This window comes from Fodinibius saliphilus, assembly GCF_005869845.1.
GTDB classification, from domain to species: domain Bacteria; phylum Bacteroidota; class Rhodothermia; order Balneolales; family Balneolaceae; genus Fodinibius; species Fodinibius saliphilus.
Genome location: NZ_VAWF01000004.1, coordinates 38,079 through 59,829, shown reverse-complemented (window position 1 = coordinate 59,829; position 21,751 = coordinate 38,079). Strand labels below are relative to the sequence as shown.

At 39.3% G+C, this 21,751-nt stretch carries 22 protein-coding genes, 1 tRNA gene and 1 pseudogene; 13 read left to right on the top strand and 11 right to left on the bottom strand.

What is annotated here, in order from left to right; genetic code table 11:
- Positions 1–162 precede the first annotated feature (162 nt).
- Together FCN14_RS13195 and FCN14_RS13190 are read right to left on the bottom strand one after the other, a co-directional pair.
- Positions 163–903 (bottom strand): M23 family metallopeptidase, encoded by a 741-nt coding sequence (locus FCN14_RS13195; protein WP_171032931.1) that lies wholly within the window; start codon positions 901–903, stop codon positions 163–165.
- Between the two features lie 118 nt (positions 904–1,021).
- Positions 1,022–1,360 carry a tRNA-binding protein gene (locus tag FCN14_RS13190; RefSeq protein WP_138431761.1) on the bottom strand — a complete coding sequence of 113 codons (339 nt, stop codon included), beginning with the start codon at positions 1,358–1,360 and terminating at the stop codon, positions 1,022–1,024.
- Between the two features lie 143 nt (positions 1,361–1,503).
- Here FCN14_RS13190 and FCN14_RS13185 point away from each other — a divergent pair, with 143 nt between their 5' ends.
- Positions 1,504–2,019, top strand: coding sequence for a hypothetical protein (locus FCN14_RS13185; protein ID WP_212747648.1), 516 nt, complete (start codon positions 1,504–1,506; stop codon positions 2,017–2,019).
- Between the two features lie 709 nt (positions 2,020–2,728).
- Here FCN14_RS13185 and FCN14_RS15810 read toward each other — a convergent pair.
- From FCN14_RS15810 to FCN14_RS13170, 4 genes are all read right to left on the bottom strand, one after another.
- Entirely contained in the window at positions 2,729–2,878 is a 150-nt protein-coding gene (locus FCN14_RS15810; protein WP_171032930.1) for a hypothetical protein, read from the bottom strand.
- A 95-nt stretch (positions 2,879–2,973) separates the two neighbouring features.
- A complete protein-coding gene (locus FCN14_RS13180) occupies positions 2,974–3,189 on the bottom strand; it encodes a hypothetical protein (protein ID WP_138431760.1) in 216 nt (71 codons plus the stop codon).
- A 56-nt stretch (positions 3,190–3,245) separates the two neighbouring features.
- Positions 3,246–3,674: a hypothetical protein gene (locus FCN14_RS13175; RefSeq protein ID WP_138431759.1), complete on the bottom strand. Its 429-nt coding sequence runs from the start codon at positions 3,672–3,674 to the stop codon at positions 3,246–3,248.
- A 93-nt stretch (positions 3,675–3,767) separates the two neighbouring features.
- Positions 3,768–4,184: a helix-turn-helix transcriptional regulator gene (locus FCN14_RS13170; RefSeq protein ID WP_138431758.1), complete on the bottom strand. Its 417-nt coding sequence runs from the start codon at positions 4,182–4,184 to the stop codon at positions 3,768–3,770.
- A 470-nt stretch (positions 4,185–4,654) separates the two neighbouring features.
- Between FCN14_RS13170 and FCN14_RS13165 the strand changes: the two genes are divergently transcribed.
- Together FCN14_RS13165 and FCN14_RS13160 are read left to right on the top strand one after the other, a co-directional pair.
- A complete protein-coding gene (locus tag FCN14_RS13165) occupies positions 4,655–5,638 on the top strand; it encodes an aldo/keto reductase (protein ID WP_138431757.1) in 984 nt (327 codons plus the stop codon).
- A 353-nt stretch (positions 5,639–5,991) separates the two neighbouring features.
- Positions 5,992–7,743 (top strand): PAS domain-containing sensor histidine kinase, encoded by a 1,752-nt coding sequence (locus FCN14_RS13160; protein ID WP_138431756.1) that lies wholly within the window; start codon positions 5,992–5,994, stop codon positions 7,741–7,743.
- A gap of 57 nt (positions 7,744–7,800) precedes the next feature.
- Here the strand turns inward: FCN14_RS13160 and FCN14_RS13155 are convergent, their stop codons facing one another.
- On the bottom strand, positions 7,801–8,346 hold the full coding sequence (locus tag FCN14_RS13155) for a hypothetical protein (protein ID WP_138431755.1): 546 nt from the start codon (positions 8,344–8,346) through the stop codon (positions 7,801–7,803).
- 536 nt (positions 8,347–8,882) lie between these two features.
- Between FCN14_RS13155 and FCN14_RS13150 the strand changes: the two genes are divergently transcribed.
- The 10 genes and pseudogenes from FCN14_RS13150 to FCN14_RS13110 all read left to right on the top strand — a co-directional run bounded on the left by FCN14_RS13150 (position 8,883) and on the right by FCN14_RS13110 (position 19,610).
- On the top strand, positions 8,883–11,312 hold the full coding sequence (locus FCN14_RS13150) for a TolC family protein (protein ID WP_138431754.1): 2,430 nt from the start codon (positions 8,883–8,885) through the stop codon (positions 11,310–11,312).
- Complete coding sequence (locus FCN14_RS13145; RefSeq protein ID WP_138431753.1) at positions 11,313–12,416, top strand: HlyD family secretion protein; 1,104 nt, start codon at positions 11,313–11,315, stop codon at positions 12,414–12,416.
- A gap of 1 nt (position 12,417) precedes the next feature.
- The gene (locus FCN14_RS13140; RefSeq protein ID WP_138431752.1) at positions 12,418–12,780 is read left to right on the top strand and encodes a hypothetical protein; all 363 of its coding nucleotides are present in this window, start codon (positions 12,418–12,420) and stop codon (positions 12,778–12,780) included.
- Between the two features lie 77 nt (positions 12,781–12,857).
- A complete protein-coding gene (locus tag FCN14_RS13135) occupies positions 12,858–13,862 on the top strand; it encodes a TackOD1 domain-containing metal-binding protein (protein WP_138431751.1) in 1,005 nt (334 codons plus the stop codon).
- Between the two features lie 57 nt (positions 13,863–13,919).
- Positions 13,920–15,221 (top strand): glycosyltransferase family 2 protein, encoded by a 1,302-nt coding sequence (locus tag FCN14_RS13130; RefSeq protein WP_138431750.1) that lies wholly within the window; start codon positions 13,920–13,922, stop codon positions 15,219–15,221.
- Between the two features lie 69 nt (positions 15,222–15,290).
- Positions 15,291–15,554, top strand: a complete 264-nt coding sequence (locus FCN14_RS13125; protein ID WP_138431749.1) for a hypothetical protein — start codon at positions 15,291–15,293, stop codon at positions 15,552–15,554.
- A gap of 409 nt (positions 15,555–15,963) precedes the next feature.
- Positions 15,964–16,182, top strand: a pseudogene (locus tag FCN14_RS16125) (Eco57I restriction-modification methylase domain-containing protein); the annotation flags it as partial.
- Positions 16,156–16,590: a TaqI-like C-terminal specificity domain-containing protein gene (locus FCN14_RS16120; protein ID WP_434084071.1), complete on the top strand. Its 435-nt coding sequence runs from the start codon at positions 16,156–16,158 to the stop codon at positions 16,588–16,590. The pseudogene FCN14_RS16125 and the gene FCN14_RS16120, both read left to right, overlap by 27 nt.
- A gap of 165 nt (positions 16,591–16,755) precedes the next feature.
- Positions 16,756–17,691 carry a hypothetical protein gene (locus tag FCN14_RS13115; protein ID WP_171032929.1) on the top strand — a complete coding sequence of 312 codons (936 nt, stop codon included), beginning with the start codon at positions 16,756–16,758 and terminating at the stop codon, positions 17,689–17,691.
- 116 nt (positions 17,692–17,807) lie between these two features.
- Positions 17,808–19,610, top strand: a complete 1,803-nt coding sequence (locus tag FCN14_RS13110; RefSeq protein ID WP_138431746.1) for a hypothetical protein — start codon at positions 17,808–17,810, stop codon at positions 19,608–19,610.
- Between the two features lie 311 nt (positions 19,611–19,921).
- Here FCN14_RS13110 and FCN14_RS13105 read toward each other — a convergent pair.
- The 4 genes from FCN14_RS13105 to FCN14_RS13090 all read right to left on the bottom strand — a co-directional run bounded on the left by FCN14_RS13105 (position 19,922) and on the right by FCN14_RS13090 (position 21,751).
- Positions 19,922–20,006 (bottom strand) — tRNA-Leu (locus FCN14_RS13105).
- Positions 20,007–20,171: 165 nt separating this feature from the next.
- On the bottom strand, positions 20,172–20,720 hold the full coding sequence (locus FCN14_RS13100) for a tetratricopeptide repeat protein (RefSeq protein ID WP_138431745.1): 549 nt from the start codon (positions 20,718–20,720) through the stop codon (positions 20,172–20,174).
- 86 nt (positions 20,721–20,806) lie between these two features.
- Positions 20,807–21,031: a hypothetical protein gene (locus FCN14_RS13095; protein ID WP_138431744.1), complete on the bottom strand. Its 225-nt coding sequence runs from the start codon at positions 21,029–21,031 to the stop codon at positions 20,807–20,809.
- Between the two features lie 75 nt (positions 21,032–21,106).
- Positions 21,107–21,751 (bottom strand): deoxynucleoside kinase, encoded by a 645-nt coding sequence (locus FCN14_RS13090; protein WP_138431743.1) that lies wholly within the window; start codon positions 21,749–21,751, stop codon positions 21,107–21,109.

Sequence of the window (21,751 nt, the reverse complement as noted above, 5' to 3'; positions counted from 1 at the left end):
GTTCGAGTAACAATGCATCGGTTGTTTGTGATTTTCTTAATTATTAAAAAAGTATGTTAAAAATGCGTTGGTAGTTTTAAAACATATTCATAGCCATGTTTTTATGCTTAATAATAAAAAGATTTTTTATTAGATGACTGGGTACTAGAGATGGATAAAAAGTTATTCATGGCCATAGGTTTCACCTTCGTATAGAATGGTGTATTCATTTCGAAATCGAATAGGTATTGACCGATTACCAATAAGCACGACAAAATGAAGGTGAGGAGCAGTGCTGTAACCGGTATTACCGCTTCGACCTATTACTTGTCCCACAAAAACATTATCTCCTATTTTTACAAAAGCTCCCTGGTACTGGAGGTGAGCGTAAAGAGCAACTGTTCCATCGTCATGACAAATAATAATACGATTTCCCTTATCCATCATACTTTCTACTTGGCCACTCTCCTTATATTCTTCTATGACATCAGCAACTACACCCCCACGAGCCGCAGAAATATAATTACCCTCTGGGATCGCAAAGTCGAAAGCATATTTAGAGCGCGGAGTATTATGGGTAAAAGAAGTTTTATTACCCTGTGTTAAAACATAGGTTTTCCCTTCCGGAAATGGGAGGCTGTATTCGTATTCGTCGTCATGAATAGTATTAGGATCACCAAAAAAGTAATCAAAGTCGAAAACCTCTTTTATCTCTTTTACAAGGTTCCCGGAAGGGTTGGTCCATTGAAAGAGTAACCGTTTCTGTTTACTTGGGATCACTTCGGTAAAACTGGTATCGAATTCTGTTGATTTCGCCGTAAGATTAATGGTACAGGGAAATCTGTTTTCAACTTCCAACGAAAGGCTATCGTTTTTCTGTTTCGGGTATACCACCAAATGTTGACTATTAGCAGAGCTTGCCAATGTTAGCAAAAGGCAGGATACCCAAATGAACAGAGAACAGACGCTATGTGAAATTAATTGATATGCCATCCTCTATAGCATATGGAATGATTATTATATAATCCAATCGGCTTGTTTATTAACAGAGTTTGGATCCGTTTGGAACCTGTTTGTCGGGCGTGGCTAATACCACTTTTTTATCCTCGCGATAAAAGCCGGTTATAAGGCATTCAGAAATAAAGGGCCCGATCTGTTTGGGTGGAAAATTCACGATACCCAGTACTTGTTTACCCAAAAGATCGTCGGGGTTATAAAGCTCAGTAATTTGAGCACTACTTTGTTTAATGCCAATGGACTCACCAAAATCTACCTTTAGTTTGTAGGCAGGTTTGCGAGCTTCCGGAAACTTTTTGGCTTGAATAATAGTACCTGCACGTAACTCTATTTGTTCAAATTGCGCCCATGTTATTTGATCCATAGCTATAGTTGTATATAGAATTATTGTATATAGAAATACATCTGTTTCAATAAAAATGTTCTTGTAATGAATAAATAAGGTTTTATCGTTTCGCGATTTGCAAACCTTGTGTTTTAAAAGGCTTTTGGTTATTCTGCTTCCCTATGAAAGAACACAAAGGAATGCGTCCACAAGATATTGTAATTTTACTTAAAATTATTGCCCTGGGTGAGGAAAGCTGGTATAAAAAAGATCTGGCAACCCAACTATATATTAGTAATTCAGAAGTAAGTGAATCTCTGAATCGATCGGTGATTGGTGAGCTTATTGAAAGAGATAAGAAAACAGTCCGTAAGGACGAACTGCTCGTTTTCTTGGTTTATGGAATAAAACATGTGTTTCCTGCAGTACCGGGTAGCCTGCAGCGCGGTATGCCCACCGCCTACTCCGCTCCGCTTCTTGAAAAGGATTTTGTAGTGGATGATCCGTATATATGGCCTGCAAAGGGGTATTCAACCAAGGGCATTGTTATTCCACCGCTATATGATACAGTGCCAAAGGCGTGTAGCGAAGATGCAGCACTCTATGAGCTACTGGTATTGGTGGATGCCCTGCGCGTAAGTAAAAAGAACGAAATAGTAGTGGATTTACTGAAACAAAAGATCTACCAACATTCCTGATGCATTATTTTCCTTTGCATGTTTGTACATGCAAAGAAAATTTCTTTTATATGGTCTCAGGCCATGTTCTTAGCTGGGCTATCAGCCAATCGGAAAAGAGTTTACCTAAAAGTTAGATTTGCTTCCTTATAGAGTGTGGGTGATAACTAGTACTATAATTAGATCAAAGGGATAAAATTATTGAGTTTAGAATAGATAACCGTGATATAGGGTACTTTTATAAGCTCTCGTTTGCGGTATGACAAAATTAATTCTTTCTCACTGTCTCGATTTATCCCAAAAATGATAATAGGTTGGATATGTTGGTCTTTAAGTTGGTCACCTAAGTGATTGATAATTTCAAGTTCATCACTTAAACATGTACTACAAACACGGAAATTTGCGATAACAGTAAGATAATCGGTAGTATTTGTACGGGCAGCAAAAACCTTTTTTTGGAGCTTTGGGTGAAAAGGAAAAATTTCGCTTCACCGTGACGATAATGATTGATTATAAGAATGGTTCTCAAAGAATAGAGATATCTTCGCATCTTTTGTTTCTATCTCCTGCCTTTGGTTAAAGTTTGAATAGGCCAATACGGAAATTAAAGCTAAAGCAATAAAATGGAAGTAGTATAGTTTGATGAACTTTTTAATTGTTTCCATAATAATTGAATGTGCCCATCCAAACCTACTGGAGGGGCATTTTTAAGGGTCTATTTTTATAGCTCTCAATTTACCTGTTGAAATTCAACATCGATACAGCATTGGTTGTCACCATAATTGAGGCAGCGATTATAGCTACAATCACCGCCGCAGCACACTTCATCATATTCTACGTCTACCCGAGCATTGGCTGTAGTAGGAATAGTCCACGCCATTGCCGTAACTACGAACGCTAATATGGTAAGAAAGGCTACACCGAGGTTTAGTATTTTCCATAGTCTTATTCTGTTTAGAATAAATTTATTGTTTTTTATAGATATTGTATCTGAACATTATCACTGCAGCATTGAAAAGAGCCGTCTCCACTGCATTCATCGCCATCAGAACATTCTGATGCATCACAGCAAACATAACTATAATTGCCGGTTGCCATTTTTGATTCTGCATCAGTTGGTGCCAATAGACTCAGTCCCCCGAGTATTAAAGCTACAACCAAAACAGATATATTAATTTTATTATCAGTCATAGTATTCTACCCTTTAGAATTAGTTTTTCATTGTTTGGTTTAGTGAATAGGTTGTGTTAATTATGGAACACAACATCTTTATTAGCATCTCTTTGTTTTACAATTAAGGCTCGGTATTTAAATTTTTTCACATCTTTACATTGCCGCGATTGGTCTTGACGTACGGTACGTCCCTTATCTTTTTTAACAATGATTTCTAGTACTTCTTGGCTATTCTCATTGTTGACCTGTTTGGCTGTTACACTGCTGTCGACTTTAAAGTCGGCAAGCAGTAATTTGTATTTTCCTGCACTCACATTCTTGATCTCACAATAAATTATTAAGTTACCGTCCGATGAGTTGAACTTTAATTGGGCTGTACTCTCCTCATTTTGCATCTTAAAGCTCGTCTCACAATTGGTGTTAAATTCATGTGCTGCTGGTAGTTCAACGTTATTTTGTATAAAACAGAGGAAAAGCAGAAATGTACCCAATATGTTTTTCATAAAAGAGGTATTTATTATGCTCAGTAAATCTTATTGGCTAAATGAAATATGTATATCTGTTTTGTTGATGACTTCAAATATTAGTTCAAAATTTTAAGTGGAAGCCATATTTTCTTTTCTCCAAACTGAAGGTGGTATGCCAATCTTATTTTTAAAAGTTGTTGTGAAGGCAGAGTTGCTTTTAAAACCTACATGCATCGATATACTTACAATCGGAACCTGTTTAAGTCTATGGTCTTTTAAGAGTCTTTTAGCCGATTCTAATCGATGTGTAGTGATATAATTGATGGGCGATAATTGTAGAAAATGCCTGAAATTTTCTGAGAAATTGTAACCATTTAAAAAACATTGTCCCGTAATCTGTTTAACAGTTAAGCTTTGGTCATAAATATGCTCATTAATATACTGAGCAGCACGTGATATTTTTTTAGGCCAATCGGGTTTAGTTGAGGGTAAGCTGTATTGATATTCAGATAATATCTCTCTGACTATTTGATGGGAGTCATCCATAATTTATCATCAATTTTGCTAGCAATAATGCCAATATCAAGATAGAGGGTGAGTGTAGTTGTTACAGATGTTAAAAATTAATAACCAAGACAACCAGCTACGAAGCATAAGGGTATCTGATAAATGAGCTTTCCTATATGTGTTGGCTTCTCAAAGTAGAAACAGCTAGTTGTTTCTTCTCTATATGCTCTCTAAGCTTTAAATTGTACAATTATGTAGGAATAGCAGTTTTATTCAGCGGATGATATGACCTTTTTCGAAGGTGTCGAGTCGAAAGTTTCTACGCTATAAGCATGTTAGGCCAAATGAATAATAAAAAGGAATTTATAGGGAATCAGGTAGTTACGGATATCGGTTACAACGATTGGGGGGAGCCGCATTTCGTAAATAGATATAGTGGCAGAATATTCTTAAATACTACCGGAGGCAGTACATAATATTTAATCAAATCCAAATATTAGATATCACAGATGGAATACACTAATGTAAGTGATCTCGATTTTGAAATATCCAGGATAACATTGGGCACCTGGGCCATTGGCGGATGGCAATGGGGTGGTACCGACGAGCAACAGTCTATTGACACGGTACTTAAAGCATTAAAAATGGGAGTGACCACAGTAGATACGGCTCCCATTTATGGATTCGGAAAGAGTGAAAAACTAGTGGGCCAGGCAGTTAAAGAATTTGGTAACAGGAAAGAGGTGCAGATTGCCACTAAGTTTGGCTTGGAGTGGGATGATGATGAAAACGTACAGCGTAACTCTTCGCGGAAACGAATCCTCAAAGAGTTCAATGATTCACTACGAAGATTGGAGACCGATTATATCGATATTTACCAAATTCACTGGCCCGATCTGCAGACCGACTTTAGGGAAACAGCAAACACTTTGTTACAGCTCCTGGATAGCGGAAAGATTAAAGCGATAGGAGTGTCAAACTTCTCGGTGGAGCAGATGCAAGAGTTTCAGCAATATGCCCCCATCCATGTAGCCCAGCCTCCTTACAATCTGTTTGAGCGGGGTATTGAACAAGGTTTGCTTCCATATTGCAACGAACATGATATTTCATTACTGACCTACGGCGCCCTTTGCAGGGGACTGCTTAGCGGTAAGATGGATGAAAGTTATGAGTTCGAGAAGGGGGACCTGCGAAGAAATGCTGATCCAAAGTTCCAGGGGCAGACCTTTAAAAACCACCTTGAGGCCGTTGAAAGGCTAAAGGGTTATGCAGCGAAAGAGTTGGATAAGAGCGTACTTAGTTTAGCGGTACGCTGGATTTTAGATAAAGGTGTAGATTCGGCCATCTGGGGTGCGCGTCGCCCGGAGCAAGTAACATTTGAGGATGTTGCGGGCTGGCAGCTAAGCCAACAACAGCTGGAGGAGATTGAAGCTATTGTAGAGGAGACGGTCCAAGATCCAGTACGTCCCGCATTTATGGCTCCGCCTGAGTGATATCATTTTAAAACTTATTAGTTATTCAGCCTATTGTTACCCAAGTATATATTCTTTTGGGAAGCAATAGGTTGATTAACTTTTAGAGATGTCTGTTTTAATAACAGTAGTGAGATATCGTTTCCAAATCGATTAATTATCATACTGTCGGGAGTCGTTTAAGTATTATGATCATAGTTTTTGCAGTAGATGACCGTTGTAGTCATAAAGTTTGTGACCTTTAAAGAGAGGTCGCCAAAACTATGGTACCTGACTCTCAGGTAACAATTGATGGCCAGTCTTGTTTTGTTAGATATTTTTATACTTTGTAAATAGAATATCCTATTTCAGAAGTTTGAAATTTAAAATCACACATGTCCCTCAACAATGTAGAAATCTGTTTCCGCGATGATTCCAGCCCAATGTGGATCTATAACGTTAACACGCTTGAAATAATAGATGTTAATAATGCGGCTCTTTCTCTGTATGGCTACTCGCGTCAAGAGATGCTTTCTTTGACTGTTCAGGATCTGCACTCACGAGAAGATAATATTAAATTGCCGCAGGTTCTTGAATCCGAAGTTGATGAAGCTGAAAAATCGGGGGTATGGAAGCATAATACAAAGGATGGAGATGTTATTTACATCCATGAAAAAGGATGTTCTATTCGCGTTGAAGACCAAGAGTGCAAGCTCATTGTTGCAAATGATGTTACAAAACAAAAAGATATTGAAACCAAACTAAAGTCAAGAAAGCAGATCCTTGATCTAATTACAAAGAAACTACCGGGCACATTCTTCATCTTTGATACGGACGGTGCTATGATCCGCTGGAATGAATATGTAAAGCAAGTCACCGGTTATTCGAGTGAGGAAATTGCATCGATGAATGCGATAGATTTCTTTGCGGAGGAGGCTAAACCGAAGATGTCGAAAGTTATAGAAACAGTTATTGAAGAGGGATATGTGGAAGCGAGAGGGCGCCTTCAGGGTAAGGATGGTGAAAAGACTCCATTGCTATTTAAAGCTAGTAAAGTAGTAATGGAAGGAGAAGAGTGCGTGCTCGGCATTGGTATTGATGTTTCGAACGTTATTGAAGCTCAACGAAAAGCCGAAATTCACCAAAACCTGTTACAGGCCATAATTGACCAATCGGATTCAGTAATGTACATCAAGGACCAAGAAAGTAATTTGAAGTTTGCAAATGAAAAATTCTTTAAACTCTTTGGCTTGAGAGATGAAGAAGATTTTGTAAAACAAAGAGAATCGCTCTTGGACAAGGAAAAGGGGCGGAAGGTTCAGAAAAATGATGAATATGTTAGAGAAACGGGAAATACGGTTCGGTTTGAAGAGGAGATCAATATAAATGGAGAGGTAAAAACATTTTTGTCAACAAAGATGCTTTTGAAAGGTGTAGACCAGTATGAAAATTGTATTTTTGGTATTTCAACCGATATTACAGAACGTAAGAAAATGGAGCAGGATTTACAGAAGTCATTAAAAGAAAAGGAAGTGCTGCTCGGTGAGATTCACCACCGAGTTAAAAATAACCTGGCGGTTATTTCCGGCCTCATGGATTTAGAAATAATGGGGAGTGATAACAATGAGCTGGAGCGAAAGCTTAAAGACAGTCAGACTCGTGTAAATTCCATTGCAACCACTCATGAAATATTATATCAGGAGCAAAACTTCTCTAATCTTGACTTCGAGAAAACGGTAAAGCGTCTTGTTGAAAGAATACTTGATACTTTTGACAGCGATGTGAGTGTTAAATATGATATTGAGTCTATTGATTTGAATATCAACCAAGCACTTCCCTGCTCATTAATTGTAAATGAGCTAACCACCAATGCTCTTAAGCATGCTTTTACCGAAAATAATGGAATGATAAAAATCAAAGCCAAAGATAAAGGCGACGAGGTTCACTTAGAGTTTAATGATGATGGCCAAGGAATACCTGATGGTATAAATTTGCAAAGGTCCTCAACGCTCGGGATGCAGCTGATCAATACATTGATTTCACAGTTAGACGGGGAGGGGGCGTTTAAGACTGATAACGGGACTACCTTTGAGCTGCAATTTGAAAAGTCTTCAGTAAAAGGCGTGGGCAGTACCATGTTTTCCTAAATAATTGATGTGTAGTGCAGACGGTACAACTCACTGTTAGAGGCAGGTCTGGCTTCATCAATTATTACGTCCAAATATCCGTTTAAATCTTAAGGTAGGATGGGTGTTATAAGTTACTTCGATACCCTCTTTGGTGTAAAATCGTTCTTTCCGGTTGTGATCATCAATATGAAGAAGCGGTTGACGAACAAAGATTCTGCCCCCGCATTTTTTGTGAATAAGGGTTGTTCTTTTAGGAATGTTAAGAGTTGGAAGCCCCTGATCGGTCTCAATCTTAGGGATGAGCTGAAAATCATGACTCCCGCATTCCAGGCATCGTGCAATGGACTCCCTGTTTTCTAACAAGCTTGCCAATTCAAGCTGTTCTTCAAGATAAGAGGTGGGTACTGATTTGTCTTTTTGTTGTTTAGCTTGTTTGTGCAGTATTTTATACTCAGGCAGTATTTCTACTGCGGTAATACTGTTACAATTATAGCACACCCCGGCTCCTCTCGGGATAGTAAACCGGTAGGTACCAATTTGATAAAAGAAATCTCCCCATGTGCAGGTTGAAGAACCTTTCAATTCACAGGCAGAACACCAATAGTTTTGGAATGTATTCATGCCCGGTTTAGTGGTTAATGGTTAAAGTTGAAAACAAAATTTTGGAGCTGGGGAAAGTGATACTGTAGTAATGATTAGTATTATAATGTTGAGGTCTCCTTGACGGTAATGCTGTTGCTGGGGCTCTATTCATCCTGCAGTTTTTTTCAATAGCAGTTATTAGGTCTGCTATGGTTATCGGCAAAACCAAAATTTTGTTAAGGGGTTGGTTTTATGTTGGGGAACATTGACTTTATTAAAGTAAAGGCCAAGCCTAGAACAATTAACACAAGTGGCAATTGGTACGAGCTAGGGCAAACGAACACCAACAGAAATATAATATCGGTACCAGAAGTGCATATAGTACCCATGATAACAGGATCATCACTATTACCGATTAAAGATGGTATGATACCAATGACCTGCTTCCGCTATACAGAGTTCATTCATGTAGTATTAATCTTATTTAATTGAACAATATTCGGATTTTTAAATTTAAGGCTTTATTATAGAAATTTGTATTTTGACCACTAACTTTGACATCCCTAATTACTTTCATGTTTGATGGTACTAAATTTGGACTAATATTTATTGGTTTAATTTTAGCTGTTGCCTTAAACGTGAACAGCCAATCAAGAGTAGAAAAAGTTTCGACTGCTGAGCGGCAAGACGGTAGAGGCTTTGTAGTACGGTTACACCTTTCTAAGAAAATTGATTCTTATCAGCTTGAACAAGTTAACTTTAGGGATATAAGGGTAAAATTTAATAGTCCGGTACGGAAAGTGGATACTGTTGATATTGAGGAGGTACAGTACCCTTTTAGAAATATTGACGTTACATATAATGGTGAGAGTGAGTTAGCTGTATTAATAACATTAGCTCCTACTGTACAGCTGAAAGCAGAAATTTATCAAGATCGGTTTTCTAATGATCTCTTGGTCGGCCTAACATATCGTAGAAATTCATTTAAGTATAGCTCGTCTGATTCATTGGTTAGAGATATGTTTAAGACCATGTCGTCTGGTTTACTATCAGAAAAAGATTCGACGGACAATTCATTAGCTAATGTAGAAAAGATATTTTCTCAAGAATTTCAGAAAACAAGCTCGTATGATCATGATCGGAGAGTGCTCAATGCACAAATAGAGAATGAGAAGGATAAGCTTGGTGTTTCTATGGCATCCTCGTTCTCTGAAAACTTTGGCCAGGGGTTGGTTATTGGTTCCGGAATAAGTTATCGCAGAAGGGCCCAGACAGGGATACAATGGGATTTTTTAGGTGGCGGTCTACTTGAGCATCGGGCAAAGGTAGCACAACTGAAAAATGAGGTTAAAAGCAATCAATTAAAAGAGAAGCAATCAGTAAAAGAGGAGATCTACAGCGAGCAGTATAATGCGTTCATTGAACTTTTTAATAAGCGAAAAATAAATCTGCTCCAAAAGGTGCGAACTATTTTGGAAAAGCAAACTAAGCACGCCCGTCAGTTTTATCATGCGAAGTCCATAAATTGGGAAAACGTGCTTAATATAATGTCGAACCTGGAGAAGACTAAAAAGCAGATTGAAAGTTATAATAATTACAATTCCCTTAATACTATTTCTTTTACTGAAATCGATCCTGCCACAGACCTGCCTATGCTTGAGATCAGGATTGATCAGCTTCTTCAAGGGGTAAGACAATCAGCTGAAGAAAAGCAGATATACCAGTTACAAGTTGAGAATATTGAAAGCGAACACTCCGCTTGGAGAGATGTTAATTTAGATCTGTCGGTAGACTATACATATTACGATGGCATTGGATCGGTACTCTCCTCAGGAAGCGGTACCCAGGGAGATAGGGGATATATGTCGGCAGGATTGCAATTGCGCTTGCCCTTGCCATTGGGAGTGAGTAGCAATAAAGAGCTTATTGAGGCAAAGAAAAACAGGCTTAAATATGAAAATAAACAGGAGCAGTATACCACAAGAAAGCAGGTTTTAAATCATTACTACGATTACCAGCATATATTCAGGAGATACCTGGAGGCGGTATCGAAGCTTAGAAATACAGAAGAAAAAATCAGAAAAGATCGCACTCGATGGAAAATTGGGGACCCAAACTTTAATATCCCAATGCTATGGGCTCATATAAATGATCTTTTCGATCTTAAACTTCAGATTATTGATATCAAACAGAGTGCTTATCTCAAACTGCTCAAAATCTATACTTATGTCGACAATAGACCAGTAACAGAGCTGGTCGATGCTGTAGGGCAAAAAGAATTATATAAAAAGTATGGTTTTAATCGCAGTGTGTATGTCTGGTCTGAGACATTTAACAAGTATAGGCGTTCCTTTCTTACTGAATACATTATTAATAATGGAATTAGTAAGGTGTTGCTTTCTGCTGATGAAACTGCAACGCAATCGGGAAAAGTAGCCAGCTTCATAAGTACTATGCACAAGCATGATATAAAGGTGCATTTGTTGGCTGGGGTTAATTCACTCATAAATAAAGATCGGATTGATAAATTAAATAGTTATGTTTCTCAGATAGATACCTTGAGATATGACGGGCTTCATTTAGATGTTGAACCGCACACATTTCAAGATTGGGATGAAAAAATGTTGTTTTATCAAAACAACTACATAGATTTGCTTCAGCAAACAAAAAGTTTATTATCTGCCCTGAATGTACAATTAGGGGTATCTGTTCCTGTTACTTATGACAATAATTTTTTAGAAAGGATACAGACCTACATAGATGATCTCTATGTAATGGCATATGGTACTGATTCGCCAGAAAAGATAAGCGAGAGCACAAAAAATGAACGTAGATTGTCGGGCATAGAAACGGTTTTAGCCCTAAGAACGGGTGATTTTAAAGATAGGGTAGCTTTTGAGGCTTTTATGTTAGAAGTTAGTGAGAGATTAATGTTTAATCGAATATCGATACAGGATCTCGGTGGGCTTATAGAGCTGGATGACGAGGTAATTAATTACCAGTAAATGAAGAGTCAGGACTTTAAAAAAGGAAATGCTAAGACTGGGGGTAGTCAAGAATTTACCCGTTCTACGGATGATGGCGTTCGTTGGGATGAGATTATCTATATATTGATTACGGTATTAGTCTTATTCTTTGTTGGAAGGTATCTCTATTCAACTTTTTTCTTTATAACAGCAAATGGTTTTGTTAGTTCGGCTAAAGTAAAAGTTCGATTTCCTACGGATGTTAAACTTCTTGAGTTTTATAAAAATGAAGGAGATCGTATATCGGTTGAAGATTCGTTGTTTACGTATATAAGCAGAGATGACATGGATAACCTGGGGCTTTTTGGCAGTAACAAGGGTATGGAAAAACGTCAGCAGCAGCGTGAAAAAATAGAAGATCAAATTCGCATTACAAGCAGAGATCTGAAATTTAAGCGGATTGAACGTAACCAAGCAGAGAAGTTGGCCAACTTTTACCAAAGTAGGGTACAACGAATTCACAGGGAGACATATTTGGGATTGCATACGCGAGATAAGTTGGATACGTATACTACAAAGTTACAAGAACTAAACTCAAAAGCCCTCACCTTGACAGAACAGATAAATTTTTTGGAAGACCAAATCTCACTGCTTCAAACCGAGCGTAATCAAATACCCACTATACGAGAAGAATTAATTAACAAAAAGGGGCAGAAATTAGGTGAGTTTTCAATTGCCAATATCAACTATAGTAAAAGTCTTTATCGGGCCCCCATCCGCGGAATAATATCTGATATTGCTTCGGAACCAGAAGAGGTGGTTTCAGGTTCAAATACAGTTATGACCATCTACAAGCCTGACAGTATTTTTGTGGAAGCCTACTTTAGTTTCGAGCAAGTCAAGGATCTTGGTATCGGTGAAGAGGTAACGGTACAATTTCCGGATGGTCAATCAGACACTGGCATTATACACCGGTTCGAGGGGTCCGAAGAAAGGATTTCCGGCATTTCTACTGATCCGATTGAGGGTAGAACGATGTTTATCAGGGCTCTTATTCGCCCCGTCCGTGATGATTCCATGGCAATTAACAGGTGGCAGAACTATTTTGGTAAAAGTGTAAAAGTAACGCAACTCGCTTTGTAAAATGGAGTACTCTCACGGTAAAGTATTTGAACGACAAGGTATTAACTTCTTAATTCTTAAAGATGATGAGAAAATAGATTTCTCGTATCTCGAAAACCCTGATATTATCATAATAGACTGTAGTGAAGATCAATTAACAAGACGATTAATACATGCTATTAGGTCTGCGGAAAAATCAGACCTTTTTTTAAAGGTCGTATTGTTATATGATCGGGCAGATATTACTACCGACTTAACCAGGGCTTCTGCTGATAAGGTAATTGATGAGTTAGATAATTTGGGTGGGATCATTGAAAAGGTACGGCAAATTCTGGAAAGACTTCAGAAAACCAAGGACATAGACGAATCCGTTGAAATAACATAAAGTGCTGGTTTCCGATAAACTGTTTTCGAATGGGTTACTGAGGTAGATAATTCGGCTAACTTAAAGATCTGATAAAGATGGAACTTAATTGTTTGATAGTTGATGACGACCCTACTTTTCGTCAATTCATGACGGCTATGATTGAGAAAAGTAAGAAGGATTTAAGAGTTGATTTAACATTGGTCGGTAAAGCTGAAAATGCAAAAGAGGCCGATGAGCTGCTTAAAAGTAATGAAGTAGACATCATGTTTCTTGACGTTCGGATGCCGGAGGTTACAGGTTTAGAATATCTACAAACGCTCGAGGAAACACCGTTTGTTATCCTTGTATCGGGGGCAAGAGAATATGCCGTTGATGGTTTCGAGCTTGGTGTAGCTGATTTCTTGCCTAAACCATTTGATATTGATCGGTTTAAAAAGTCGATTGAGCGGGTTATACAGCAGATAGAGTCCAACAAAAAAAGCAGTGTGCTATCTTATAATGAAGTGACACTGCTAAAACTACTGCAGTTTATGTATACCAGGCAAAAAAAGAAGCTCTCTCCAATATTGACTAATGAGAATGAACTAGGTTTTTACTATCCCGTCTTAAGCGAAAACTTTGAACCGGCCGAACAAATTAAAGCTCTGAAAGTATTAGAACTTGGAGTGGAACGGGGATTACTAACGCAGGAATTTCTGGAAAGGACATACCAGTGTTATAACTGTAATAATTCTTTTTTATTAACCAGAGAGGTATGTCCAAACTGCGATTCTTCTCATCTCCGATCAGAAGATCTTGTGCATCATTTCCCTTGTGCTTACGTTGGTCCCGTCTCAGATTTTGAATCTGAGGAGCAACCCGGTAATTTGATTTGCCCTAAATGCGAAAAAACATTGAAACATATTGGAGTAGATTATGACAAACCTTCTGCAATATATTTTTGCTTAAAATGCGGGGATACCTTTCAAGATGTGATTATTAAGGCTCGGTGTACGAACTGTAATACCAATATGGAGATTGAAAACCTGAATAGTCAGACAATATATCGTTATGAATTAACACGAGGTGGTGAGCAAGCTGCTACCAGTGGATTTGAATAAAAGTTATCATCTTATCACCAGTTTTTTGCAGTCATTGAGAACAATTGAAATCATAATATGGAAATAGCTGACCTCGTCAACTTTTGGACTTCAATGTCCTCTGACAAGCTTGTGCGCATGTTTTGGTTCTTCTTTTTTGTGGAAGTACCACGATATCTTGTACTTGATCTGGTTATATTGGCTATTTACCATCTGCATCGAAATTTTAAAAAAGATGCGTGGGATAATGCTCGAAATAAGCTTTGGAATGAACAGCCATTAGTTACTGTACTGGTTCCGGGAAAAGACGAAGGGGAAAACTATCACAAGTTAGTAAGAACCCTTGAAGAACAGACTTATCGCAACATACAACTGATTATTGTTGATGATGGCTCAGAAGATAATTCGTTAGCCATCGGCAGGCGATTAGAGCGACAGGGTAAGATTGATCTTTTTATACGTAATGAAGTAAGAGGAGGAAAAGCCTCTGCCGCTAATACAGGTCTGCGGTTTGCAAAAGGTAAATTTATTGTTCATCTGGATGCCGACAGCTCGTTAGACTTTAATGCTATCGAAAATTTACTGGTTCCATTCTTTTATGACGATGATATTGGTGCTGTTGCCGGTAACCTGGGAGTCCGAAATACCAATGATTCTATCTGTACAAGTTTACAGACCATAGAGTATATGGCTACCATATCGGTAGGGCGGTTGGTATTGTCGTACCTGGGGCTTTTACGAATCGTTTCTGGAGCGCACGGGGCGTTTCGGGCCGATGTTATTGAGCGCGTTGGCGGCTGGGATATTGGTCCCGGGCTCGATGGGGATATCACTGTTAAGATTCGAAAGATGGGATATAAAATATACTTTGAGCCTACGGCCCTTTGTCTGACAAATGTGCCTGATAATTTTAATAGTTTGACGAAACAGAGATTGCGATGGAGTAAGTCTCTAATACGGTTCAGGGTTCGCAAGCACGGCGATATATTCGCTTTGAATCGTAATTTTTCATTGCGGAATATGCTCTCTTCTTGGGAGAATATTTTTTATAATCTAGTTTTAAATTTCGGCTGGTTTATATACTTGATTGATGTCGCTATAAATATGCCGAAGCTAATAGTGATTGTTTTTCCGGTTAATTACATTTTTTATACGTGTTCAAACTATATTCAATTTTTTGCTTCACTGGTGTTAAGAGACCATGTGAAGGATAAGCTTAGGTTATTGATGCTTGTACCTCTATCAACCCTTTATACGGGCTATTATATTCGTTTTGTCCGCACCATAGCTTATATACAAGAATTCTTTTACAAGACTTCTTACGAGGATCCGTGGAATCCGGCGAAAACTTCTTTCCATGCCAAAGAAAAGGGTATTTAAAAGGATTGATATTAATGATCAGAATTTAAGAAGTAAATCTAATCACAAATAAAAGGAGGGTTAAACCCTATGAAGTTTTTAATGCTAATGTTTAAGGCTGGATTATTCCTGCTTATAATATTTGGAACAATTGCCGGCTTTTATGTCGGGGTTAAAATGGTAGAGCAAGGTATCTTTGCGCAGGATGACTATATCTATTTTGTGATGACGGGACTGTTGGGCTTTACGGTTACTTCTATTATATCAGGCTTTGGGGCTACCATTATTAAAATGGAGCAGGATGTTGAAAAGCTTAAACAGGCTATTGCTGTCGACGACCGATCCCGTGAATAACAGGCTTTAATAAGAGTACTCTGGAGTAGGGACCCTTGCTTTTAATCCCCCCAAAATAGTTTCGGAATATCTGGTCTCTATTTTAATGAAGGTTGACTATAAATAATTATTTCGGCTTATTTTCGAATCTTCATTCCGGGGTATACTCTACAACTCATCTAATAAAACTTTATATGTCCCGATTTAAAATCCTGTTATCGCGTAGCTCAAAAATTTTAGCAATATTGTTGCTTCTGGCACTAAACAAGAGTGCAAAGGTGTTTGCTCAGGTTAATATAAATGCCGGATATTCTTCTTCTGCTGATTTATTTTCCCTAATGGATAATACCTCAGGTTGGTTACCTTTTTTGAGTACCGGGTAACCTCGGACTGGAAAGAAACCGGTGACATCGAGCGAAGTGTGGGCAGCGATACCCAGCGCCTGCAAAGAGTCCTAATCCGTGAAAAGAATATTCTGATTGAAAACTGTCTGTTCGGGGTAGATATCAATCCCAACTCGGTAAATATTTGCCGACTGCGATTGTGGATCGAGCTCCTCAAGCACGCTTATTACCGTAAAGATACCGACTACCAGGCTTTAGAAGTCCTGCCCAATATCGATATCAACATAAAGCAAGGCGATCATTATTGGGAACTAAGAGCATGCGATTATTATAATGAGTTTGAAAAGCCTAAAATAATTTATCCTGATATTGCCAAAGAAAGAAGGTTTACATTAGATACAGAAGGTTATTACCTAACTAACACGGCCTATTTTATACCATCCTCTGACAAATACGTATTGGGCATCCTCAACTCTAAACTTGTATTTAACTACTACAAGCGCGTTTCTTCCGTATTAGGTGATCCTGATAAAGGTGGTAGAATGCGATGGTTCCGGCAGCATGTAAGTAATATTCCGATTGCTAAAGCAGATGATAATACAAAAAAGAAAATTGAATCAAACGTCGATCAAATTCTCACCGTCAATGTAGAACTCAAAGCTGACACCAGCGAGTTGGAGGAGGAAATTGGGATTGTGAAGGAGAGTGTGTGAAGAGTGATGATAGTAATTTACGTACTAATTCTTGAACGCAATAAAGTTATTAATTAAGCAAGAAAATACGCTAAATTATCACTTAAAAGGCTAACAAGTGGTCAGTATTATTAGTTATTATTAAGTTGGTCTTTCAAAAAACATCAAATTATAGTTATCAACGTTATGAATATTTGTCAGAGAGCAGGTTTATTATCGGCACTAATAGCATTCTTTATGTTTTCTACCACTACCATTGCACAAGAAAACAATCAAGGGGATAACCGAACGGTGCTTACAAAAGTGCAATCACTTGATCTGCCAACAGTGCGGGAGGGTGTTGTGGTACATTATAAGCCCGGTTATAAAGAGCGAGCCGAAAAGCTCGGCCCTTTATTGAATGACGCTATTCAATTTTTCAAAAAAGAATTGGGGATAGAGCAACATTTTCACTTGGCCCTTGTAGATTCACTGGATTGGATCCAAATTAGTTCATCACCATACGGACTTCCTCATGTTAGTGGTATGAATGATAAAGATCCTCCGGTTGCGGTCTTACCTGTTATTGGGGATGGAACCGTATATGATTTTATGGTTTCCCTGGAAAACAACTTTTCAAAAAATCTCCGGCAACGTATTCAAAATACCGGGTACTCATGGGAGGAAATTTCAGGAATCATGGTGGATTTAGTAAGCCTACATGAATTGGGTCATGTTTACAAGAATGCTTACGGAATTGGTGAGCCAGCCTTATGGTTTAATGAATTAATGGCCAACTATTTTTCATATCTGTATATGTACCAAGAACGGCCAGAAATGGCGGAAATTTGGGATATCACGGGGCACGCTATACAAGAAGGGTATGAGCCTCATTATTATACATTGGAAGATTTTGAAAAACGATATGTGAAGGTAGGAGTTAGTAACTATGCTTGGTATCAGTCAGCTTTTGAGATCAAGGCAAATCCATTGGTAGAAAAACATGGACTATCTTTTGTTAAGACGATGAAAGAAGTTTTTCCGAGTGGTATTGGAAAAATAGAGTCTGAAAAGGTGCTTGAAGAGCTAGAAGCGGATTATCCCGGATTTAAAGAATGGGCTCAGGGTTTCAAGCGCCAATAGTCAATTATTTCCTGAGGTGTTCTTATATACCGCTAATAGGTTGTGTGTTTAACAATGGCTGACAAAATCTGTAAAATTGCATATGTGCAATACTAATTGTCCACTTACCCTAGATTATGGGAATAAAATCTTTTTTTAGAGAGCTCAAGAGGCGCAACATCTACCGAGTAGCAGTGGTCTATAGCATTACGGGATGGGTACTGGTACAGATAGCTTCCATTGCTGCCAATACATTTGGCGCCCCTGCCTGGGTTATGAAGATGATCATCACGTTGATCCTGCTGGGATTCCCAATTGCAATGGTATTAACCTGGGCTTTTGAAGTAACGCCGGACGGGGTGCAAAAAACGAAAAGTGAAACTGATGGCGCAAAAAATCCCAACGATGAGTACTTTTGGGTGGGTATTGTCATTGTAGTCGTAATTTTATTTGGTGGTTGGTGGTATCTGACGATGGAACCAACGGCGAATTCCAAATCTGCCAATCCGCAACAGATTACCGACCGTTCTATTGCTGTTTTGCCGCTAAAAAGCGTAAGCGGAGGGAATGAGCCCTTGCCGCTGGCAGAGGGTCTCCACGACGATCTATTGACCCGACTGGCTAATGTCTCTGACCTGAAAGTAATATCTAGAACATCTGTCGAAAAATTCCAAGGAAGCGAATTAACCCTTCCTGCCATTGCTGATAGCTTAGGTGTTAAATGGATTATGGAAGGAAATGTGCAAAAAGGTGGTTCCAAAGTACAAATTAACGCGCAGCTTATTGATCCCTCCTCCGATACCCACATTTGGGCGGACACCTATCAACGCGATCTAAATGCAGAGGATATTTTTGCCATTCAGGGTGCTATTGCCCGAGAAATAGCCAATGCTCTGCAAGCAGAACTCTCTGCAGGAGAACAGGATCGGATAGCGGGTGCACCATCGGGAGATCTTAAAGCGTACCGTCTTTATGCTCAAGGTCGGCAAGAATTGGCCCAACGGACATATGGGATAGATGAACATGTAAAAAAAGCGGTAGACTACTTTCATCACGCGATCAAGATAGATTCAACCTTTGCTCTGGCGTGGTCAGGCCTGGCGGATGCCGCCGCAAGTTACTATGGAACACATCCTGATACTCTTTCTTTTTTGCCGGTTGATCAAGAAACAGCGGCCGAGAGAGCTTTGGAATTAAATTCTAATTTAGCTGAGGCACATACTTCTATGGGCCATGTAAAGCTTAAAAATATGAACGCTCCAGCAGCACGACAACAACTTGAACAAGCTGTCGAGCTAAAACCAAGCTATTGGGAGGCTCACCATCTGCTTGGTGAATTGTATTACAAGATTATGCGCCCTGAGCAGGCATTAAATCATATTAAAATTGCTACCGAGCTGAACCCACAACATACTCGGGCCCGCCACTTGCTTTACGATGCTTACAATTCCATAGGAAAACCAGAGAAAAGCCTTGAAGAGGCCCGCCTTCAAAAAAAGATGGGACTTGAACATGCCGTAGCGATTGGTGGTGAGGTACGCGCGCTTATGGACCTAAAACAATATGAACAAGCCCAACAGCTAGCAGAAGAAAATTTGGAAACAGTTATGAGACATTGGTTTAATGCCTATCTGGTACAAATCACAGCAACCCAAGGAGACACACTTGCGGCTCAGAATTATCTTAACAAGCTTGAGACTGCCAACGTAGCTCCCCGTTATCTGGCATGGGGATATTGGGGCCTTGGGAAAACACAGAAAGCGATCGAAACATACCAAGAGATCGAGCCAACTGATTGGGAATATTTTGGAGCTATGGATGGATTACGCAGACTTGGGAAAAATTATCCAGATGTAAAGGAAAGTCCTGAATACAAAGAATTAATCCGAAGCTTTTATAGTGCATGGAGTTTAAATCCAGACGGAAGTTTTCCGAAATAAAACTATTCCATCATCTTTTTTGGCAATTTGTTCTACCAAAAGAAAAGCCGCAACTCATTAGTGCGTTGAGCACCAATAAGTTACGGCTATAATACTATATCCTATAGTGCCCAAGAGAGTATTTGAGCGCTGAATAATTGGTTGATTCGCTAAAATAATTAAAATATTAACATTCAGAGTGGCCACAGTATTCAATAGGAGAAATAAGTAATAGGAGAGTAAATTAGAGACTGGTTCTGCAAATAAAAAAGCCGTAAAGTATTTAACTCTTGCGAGCCAACACTTTACGGCTAATATTGCCCTTTTAAAAGTGCCCTGGACTAGAGTCGAACTAGCACTCCCAAAATGGGAACTGACCCCTCAAGCCAGCGCGTCTACCAATTCCGCCACCAGGGCAGGTCAAAATTAAAATGTTAAAAGCGCTCGGTAATGCTTCTAGCTGAGCGCTTTTCAACGGCTTCAAATATAGTGTTTTTTCCACTGAAATTGAAAGTGGAAAAAACAAAAAGTTTGCCCCGCCCTTAAGGCATAGGCCGAGGGGGGCAAACCATTTGTCTATATTTATTGCATCTCTTCCAGCTGATTCTTCACATATTCGTTTTCAGGGTCCATCTTACTGGCCTGTTCGTAATAGGTGCGTGCTTTGGCGCCTTGTCCGGCTCGCTGCATCAGGTCGCCCATCAGAATCCAGTTTTCCACATCCTTGGGGTTCTGTTTAATACGATTAAGCAGGTACTCAATAGCTTTATTGCCCTTATCCGTCATAATCATATGCAGCACCTTATTGCGATGTGCAGCAGGAGAGTCGTCCAGGTCAATGGCCTTTTCAAAGTCTTCAATAGCCAAGTCCAGGTTTTCGAGCTGGAGGTTTGCAAATCCACGAAGATTATGATAGCCGCTATTCTGGTCTTCCAGTTCTACTGCTTTGTCCAGGGCATCGATGCTTTTTTCCCACTGGTTAAGCTTCTGAAATACCATGCCTTCTAGGTGGTAACCGTCGGCCGATTCAGGTTCCATCTTCTGGAGTTGGTGCGAAATATCGAGGGCGTGATCATAATCCCCTTCGTGCAATAGGGCTAATCCTTCTTCGAGCTGTTCTTCAAAATTCATGCGTAAAAACTACTTTCAAGTTAATTTTGGTGATAAAATTTATCTAATCTGTGATGCTGCCCCCAAAGATAAGCAAAGTTTGGGGCTTAATCAGACGATTTGTCGCCGGTTTTTTCTTCTTCGGTAATTTCTTCAAACTCAGCTTCTTCAATTTGCTCAAAACGCTGTGGTCCGTTGCCACTATTGCTGTCAGGATCGGTTTCTGATCTGTTTTGTTGCTGGCGCTGTTGCTGCTGTTGTCGGGCCATCTGCTGCATCATGCGGATAAAAGCGTTGGGCCCGCGGCGCTTCTTTTGCTTTTCGGATGACAAAAATAAGCGGCTGATGATTTTCACCAGGAAATAGATCACCACTATAAATAAAAGGGTACGTAAAAACATGAACTGCTAATCGGGAATGATATGAATGTGTGTGTTGCCTCGAATAGGCTGATCGAAAATCTGTTCTTCTATATAATCTAAGTGTTTTTCATTACTTACGAAATCGATCTCTGATGTATTAATGATCATCAGGGGTGATTTATTGTAATGATGAAAGAAATGGTTGTACGCATCACTCAGCTCTTGCAAGTAAGAACGTGAAATACGCCGCTCATATTGCCGATCGCGTTGGCGGATGTTCGCCATCAGCCTATCTACATTAGACTGCAGGTAGATGACCAGGTCGGGCCGGGCCGAGATACCAGTCATAATATTAAAGATGGAATCGTAGAGCGAAAGCTCGTCGTCGTCAAGGTTGAGCCGGGCAAAGATACGGTCTTTCTCAAAAATATAGTCCGAAATGGTAAGCTGCTGAAATAGATCTTTACTCCGCATCTCTTGCTGCTGCTTAAAGCGGCTGGCCAGAAACGACATCTGTGTGGGAAAGGCGTACCGTTCACGGTCATTATAAAATTTGGGCAGGAAAGGATTTTCATCAAACTCCTCGAGTACCAGCCGTGCATCACGACGCTCGGTTAGCAGTTTTGCTAGCGAAGTTTTGCCGACTCCTATAACGCCTTCTATCGCAATAAATTCAAATTGGTTGTCCAT

Coding starts and splice junctions, on each gene's coding strand:
- FCN14_RS15810 (WP_171032930.1), bottom strand. CDS start 2,878: ATGGCGTGGACTATTCCTACTACAGCCAATGCTCGGGTAGACGTAGAA.
- FCN14_RS13185 (WP_212747648.1), top strand. CDS start 1,504: ATGAAAGAACACAAAGGAATGCGTCCACAAGATATTGTAATTTTACTT.
- FCN14_RS13130 (WP_138431750.1), top strand. CDS start 13,920: ATGGAAATAGCTGACCTCGTCAACTTTTGGACTTCAATGTCCTCTGAC.
- FCN14_RS13190 (WP_138431761.1), bottom strand. CDS start 1,360: ATGGATCAAATAACATGGGCGCAATTTGAACAAATAGAGTTACGTGCA.
- FCN14_RS13140 (WP_138431752.1), top strand. CDS start 12,418: ATGGAGTACTCTCACGGTAAAGTATTTGAACGACAAGGTATTAACTTC.
- FCN14_RS13180 (WP_138431760.1), bottom strand. CDS start 3,189: ATGACTGATAATAAAATTAATATATCTGTTTTGGTTGTAGCTTTAATA.
- FCN14_RS13150 (WP_138431754.1), top strand. CDS start 8,883: ATGTTTGATGGTACTAAATTTGGACTAATATTTATTGGTTTAATTTTA.
- FCN14_RS13090 (WP_138431743.1), bottom strand. CDS start 21,751: ATGGACAACCAATTTGAATTTATTGCGATAGAAGGCGTTATAGGAGTC.
- FCN14_RS13125 (WP_138431749.1), top strand. CDS start 15,291: ATGAAGTTTTTAATGCTAATGTTTAAGGCTGGATTATTCCTGCTTATA.
- FCN14_RS13145 (WP_138431753.1), top strand. CDS start 11,313: ATGAAGAGTCAGGACTTTAAAAAAGGAAATGCTAAGACTGGGGGTAGT.
- FCN14_RS13155 (WP_138431755.1), bottom strand. CDS start 8,346: ATGAATACATTCCAAAACTATTGGTGTTCTGCCTGTGAATTGAAAGGT.
- FCN14_RS13115 (WP_171032929.1), top strand. CDS start 16,756: ATGAATATTTGTCAGAGAGCAGGTTTATTATCGGCACTAATAGCATTC.
- FCN14_RS13165 (WP_138431757.1), top strand. CDS start 4,655: ATGGAATACACTAATGTAAGTGATCTCGATTTTGAAATATCCAGGATA.
- FCN14_RS13170 (WP_138431758.1), bottom strand. CDS start 4,184: ATGGATGACTCCCATCAAATAGTCAGAGAGATATTATCTGAATATCAA.
- FCN14_RS13135 (WP_138431751.1), top strand. CDS start 12,858: ATGGAACTTAATTGTTTGATAGTTGATGACGACCCTACTTTTCGTCAA.
- FCN14_RS13175 (WP_138431759.1), bottom strand. CDS start 3,674: ATGAAAAACATATTGGGTACATTTCTGCTTTTCCTCTGTTTTATACAA.
- FCN14_RS13160 (WP_138431756.1), top strand. CDS start 5,992: ATGTCCCTCAACAATGTAGAAATCTGTTTCCGCGATGATTCCAGCCCA.
- FCN14_RS13110 (WP_138431746.1), top strand. CDS start 17,808: ATGGGAATAAAATCTTTTTTTAGAGAGCTCAAGAGGCGCAACATCTAC.
- FCN14_RS13100 (WP_138431745.1), bottom strand. CDS start 20,720: ATGAATTTTGAAGAACAGCTCGAAGAAGGATTAGCCCTATTGCACGAA.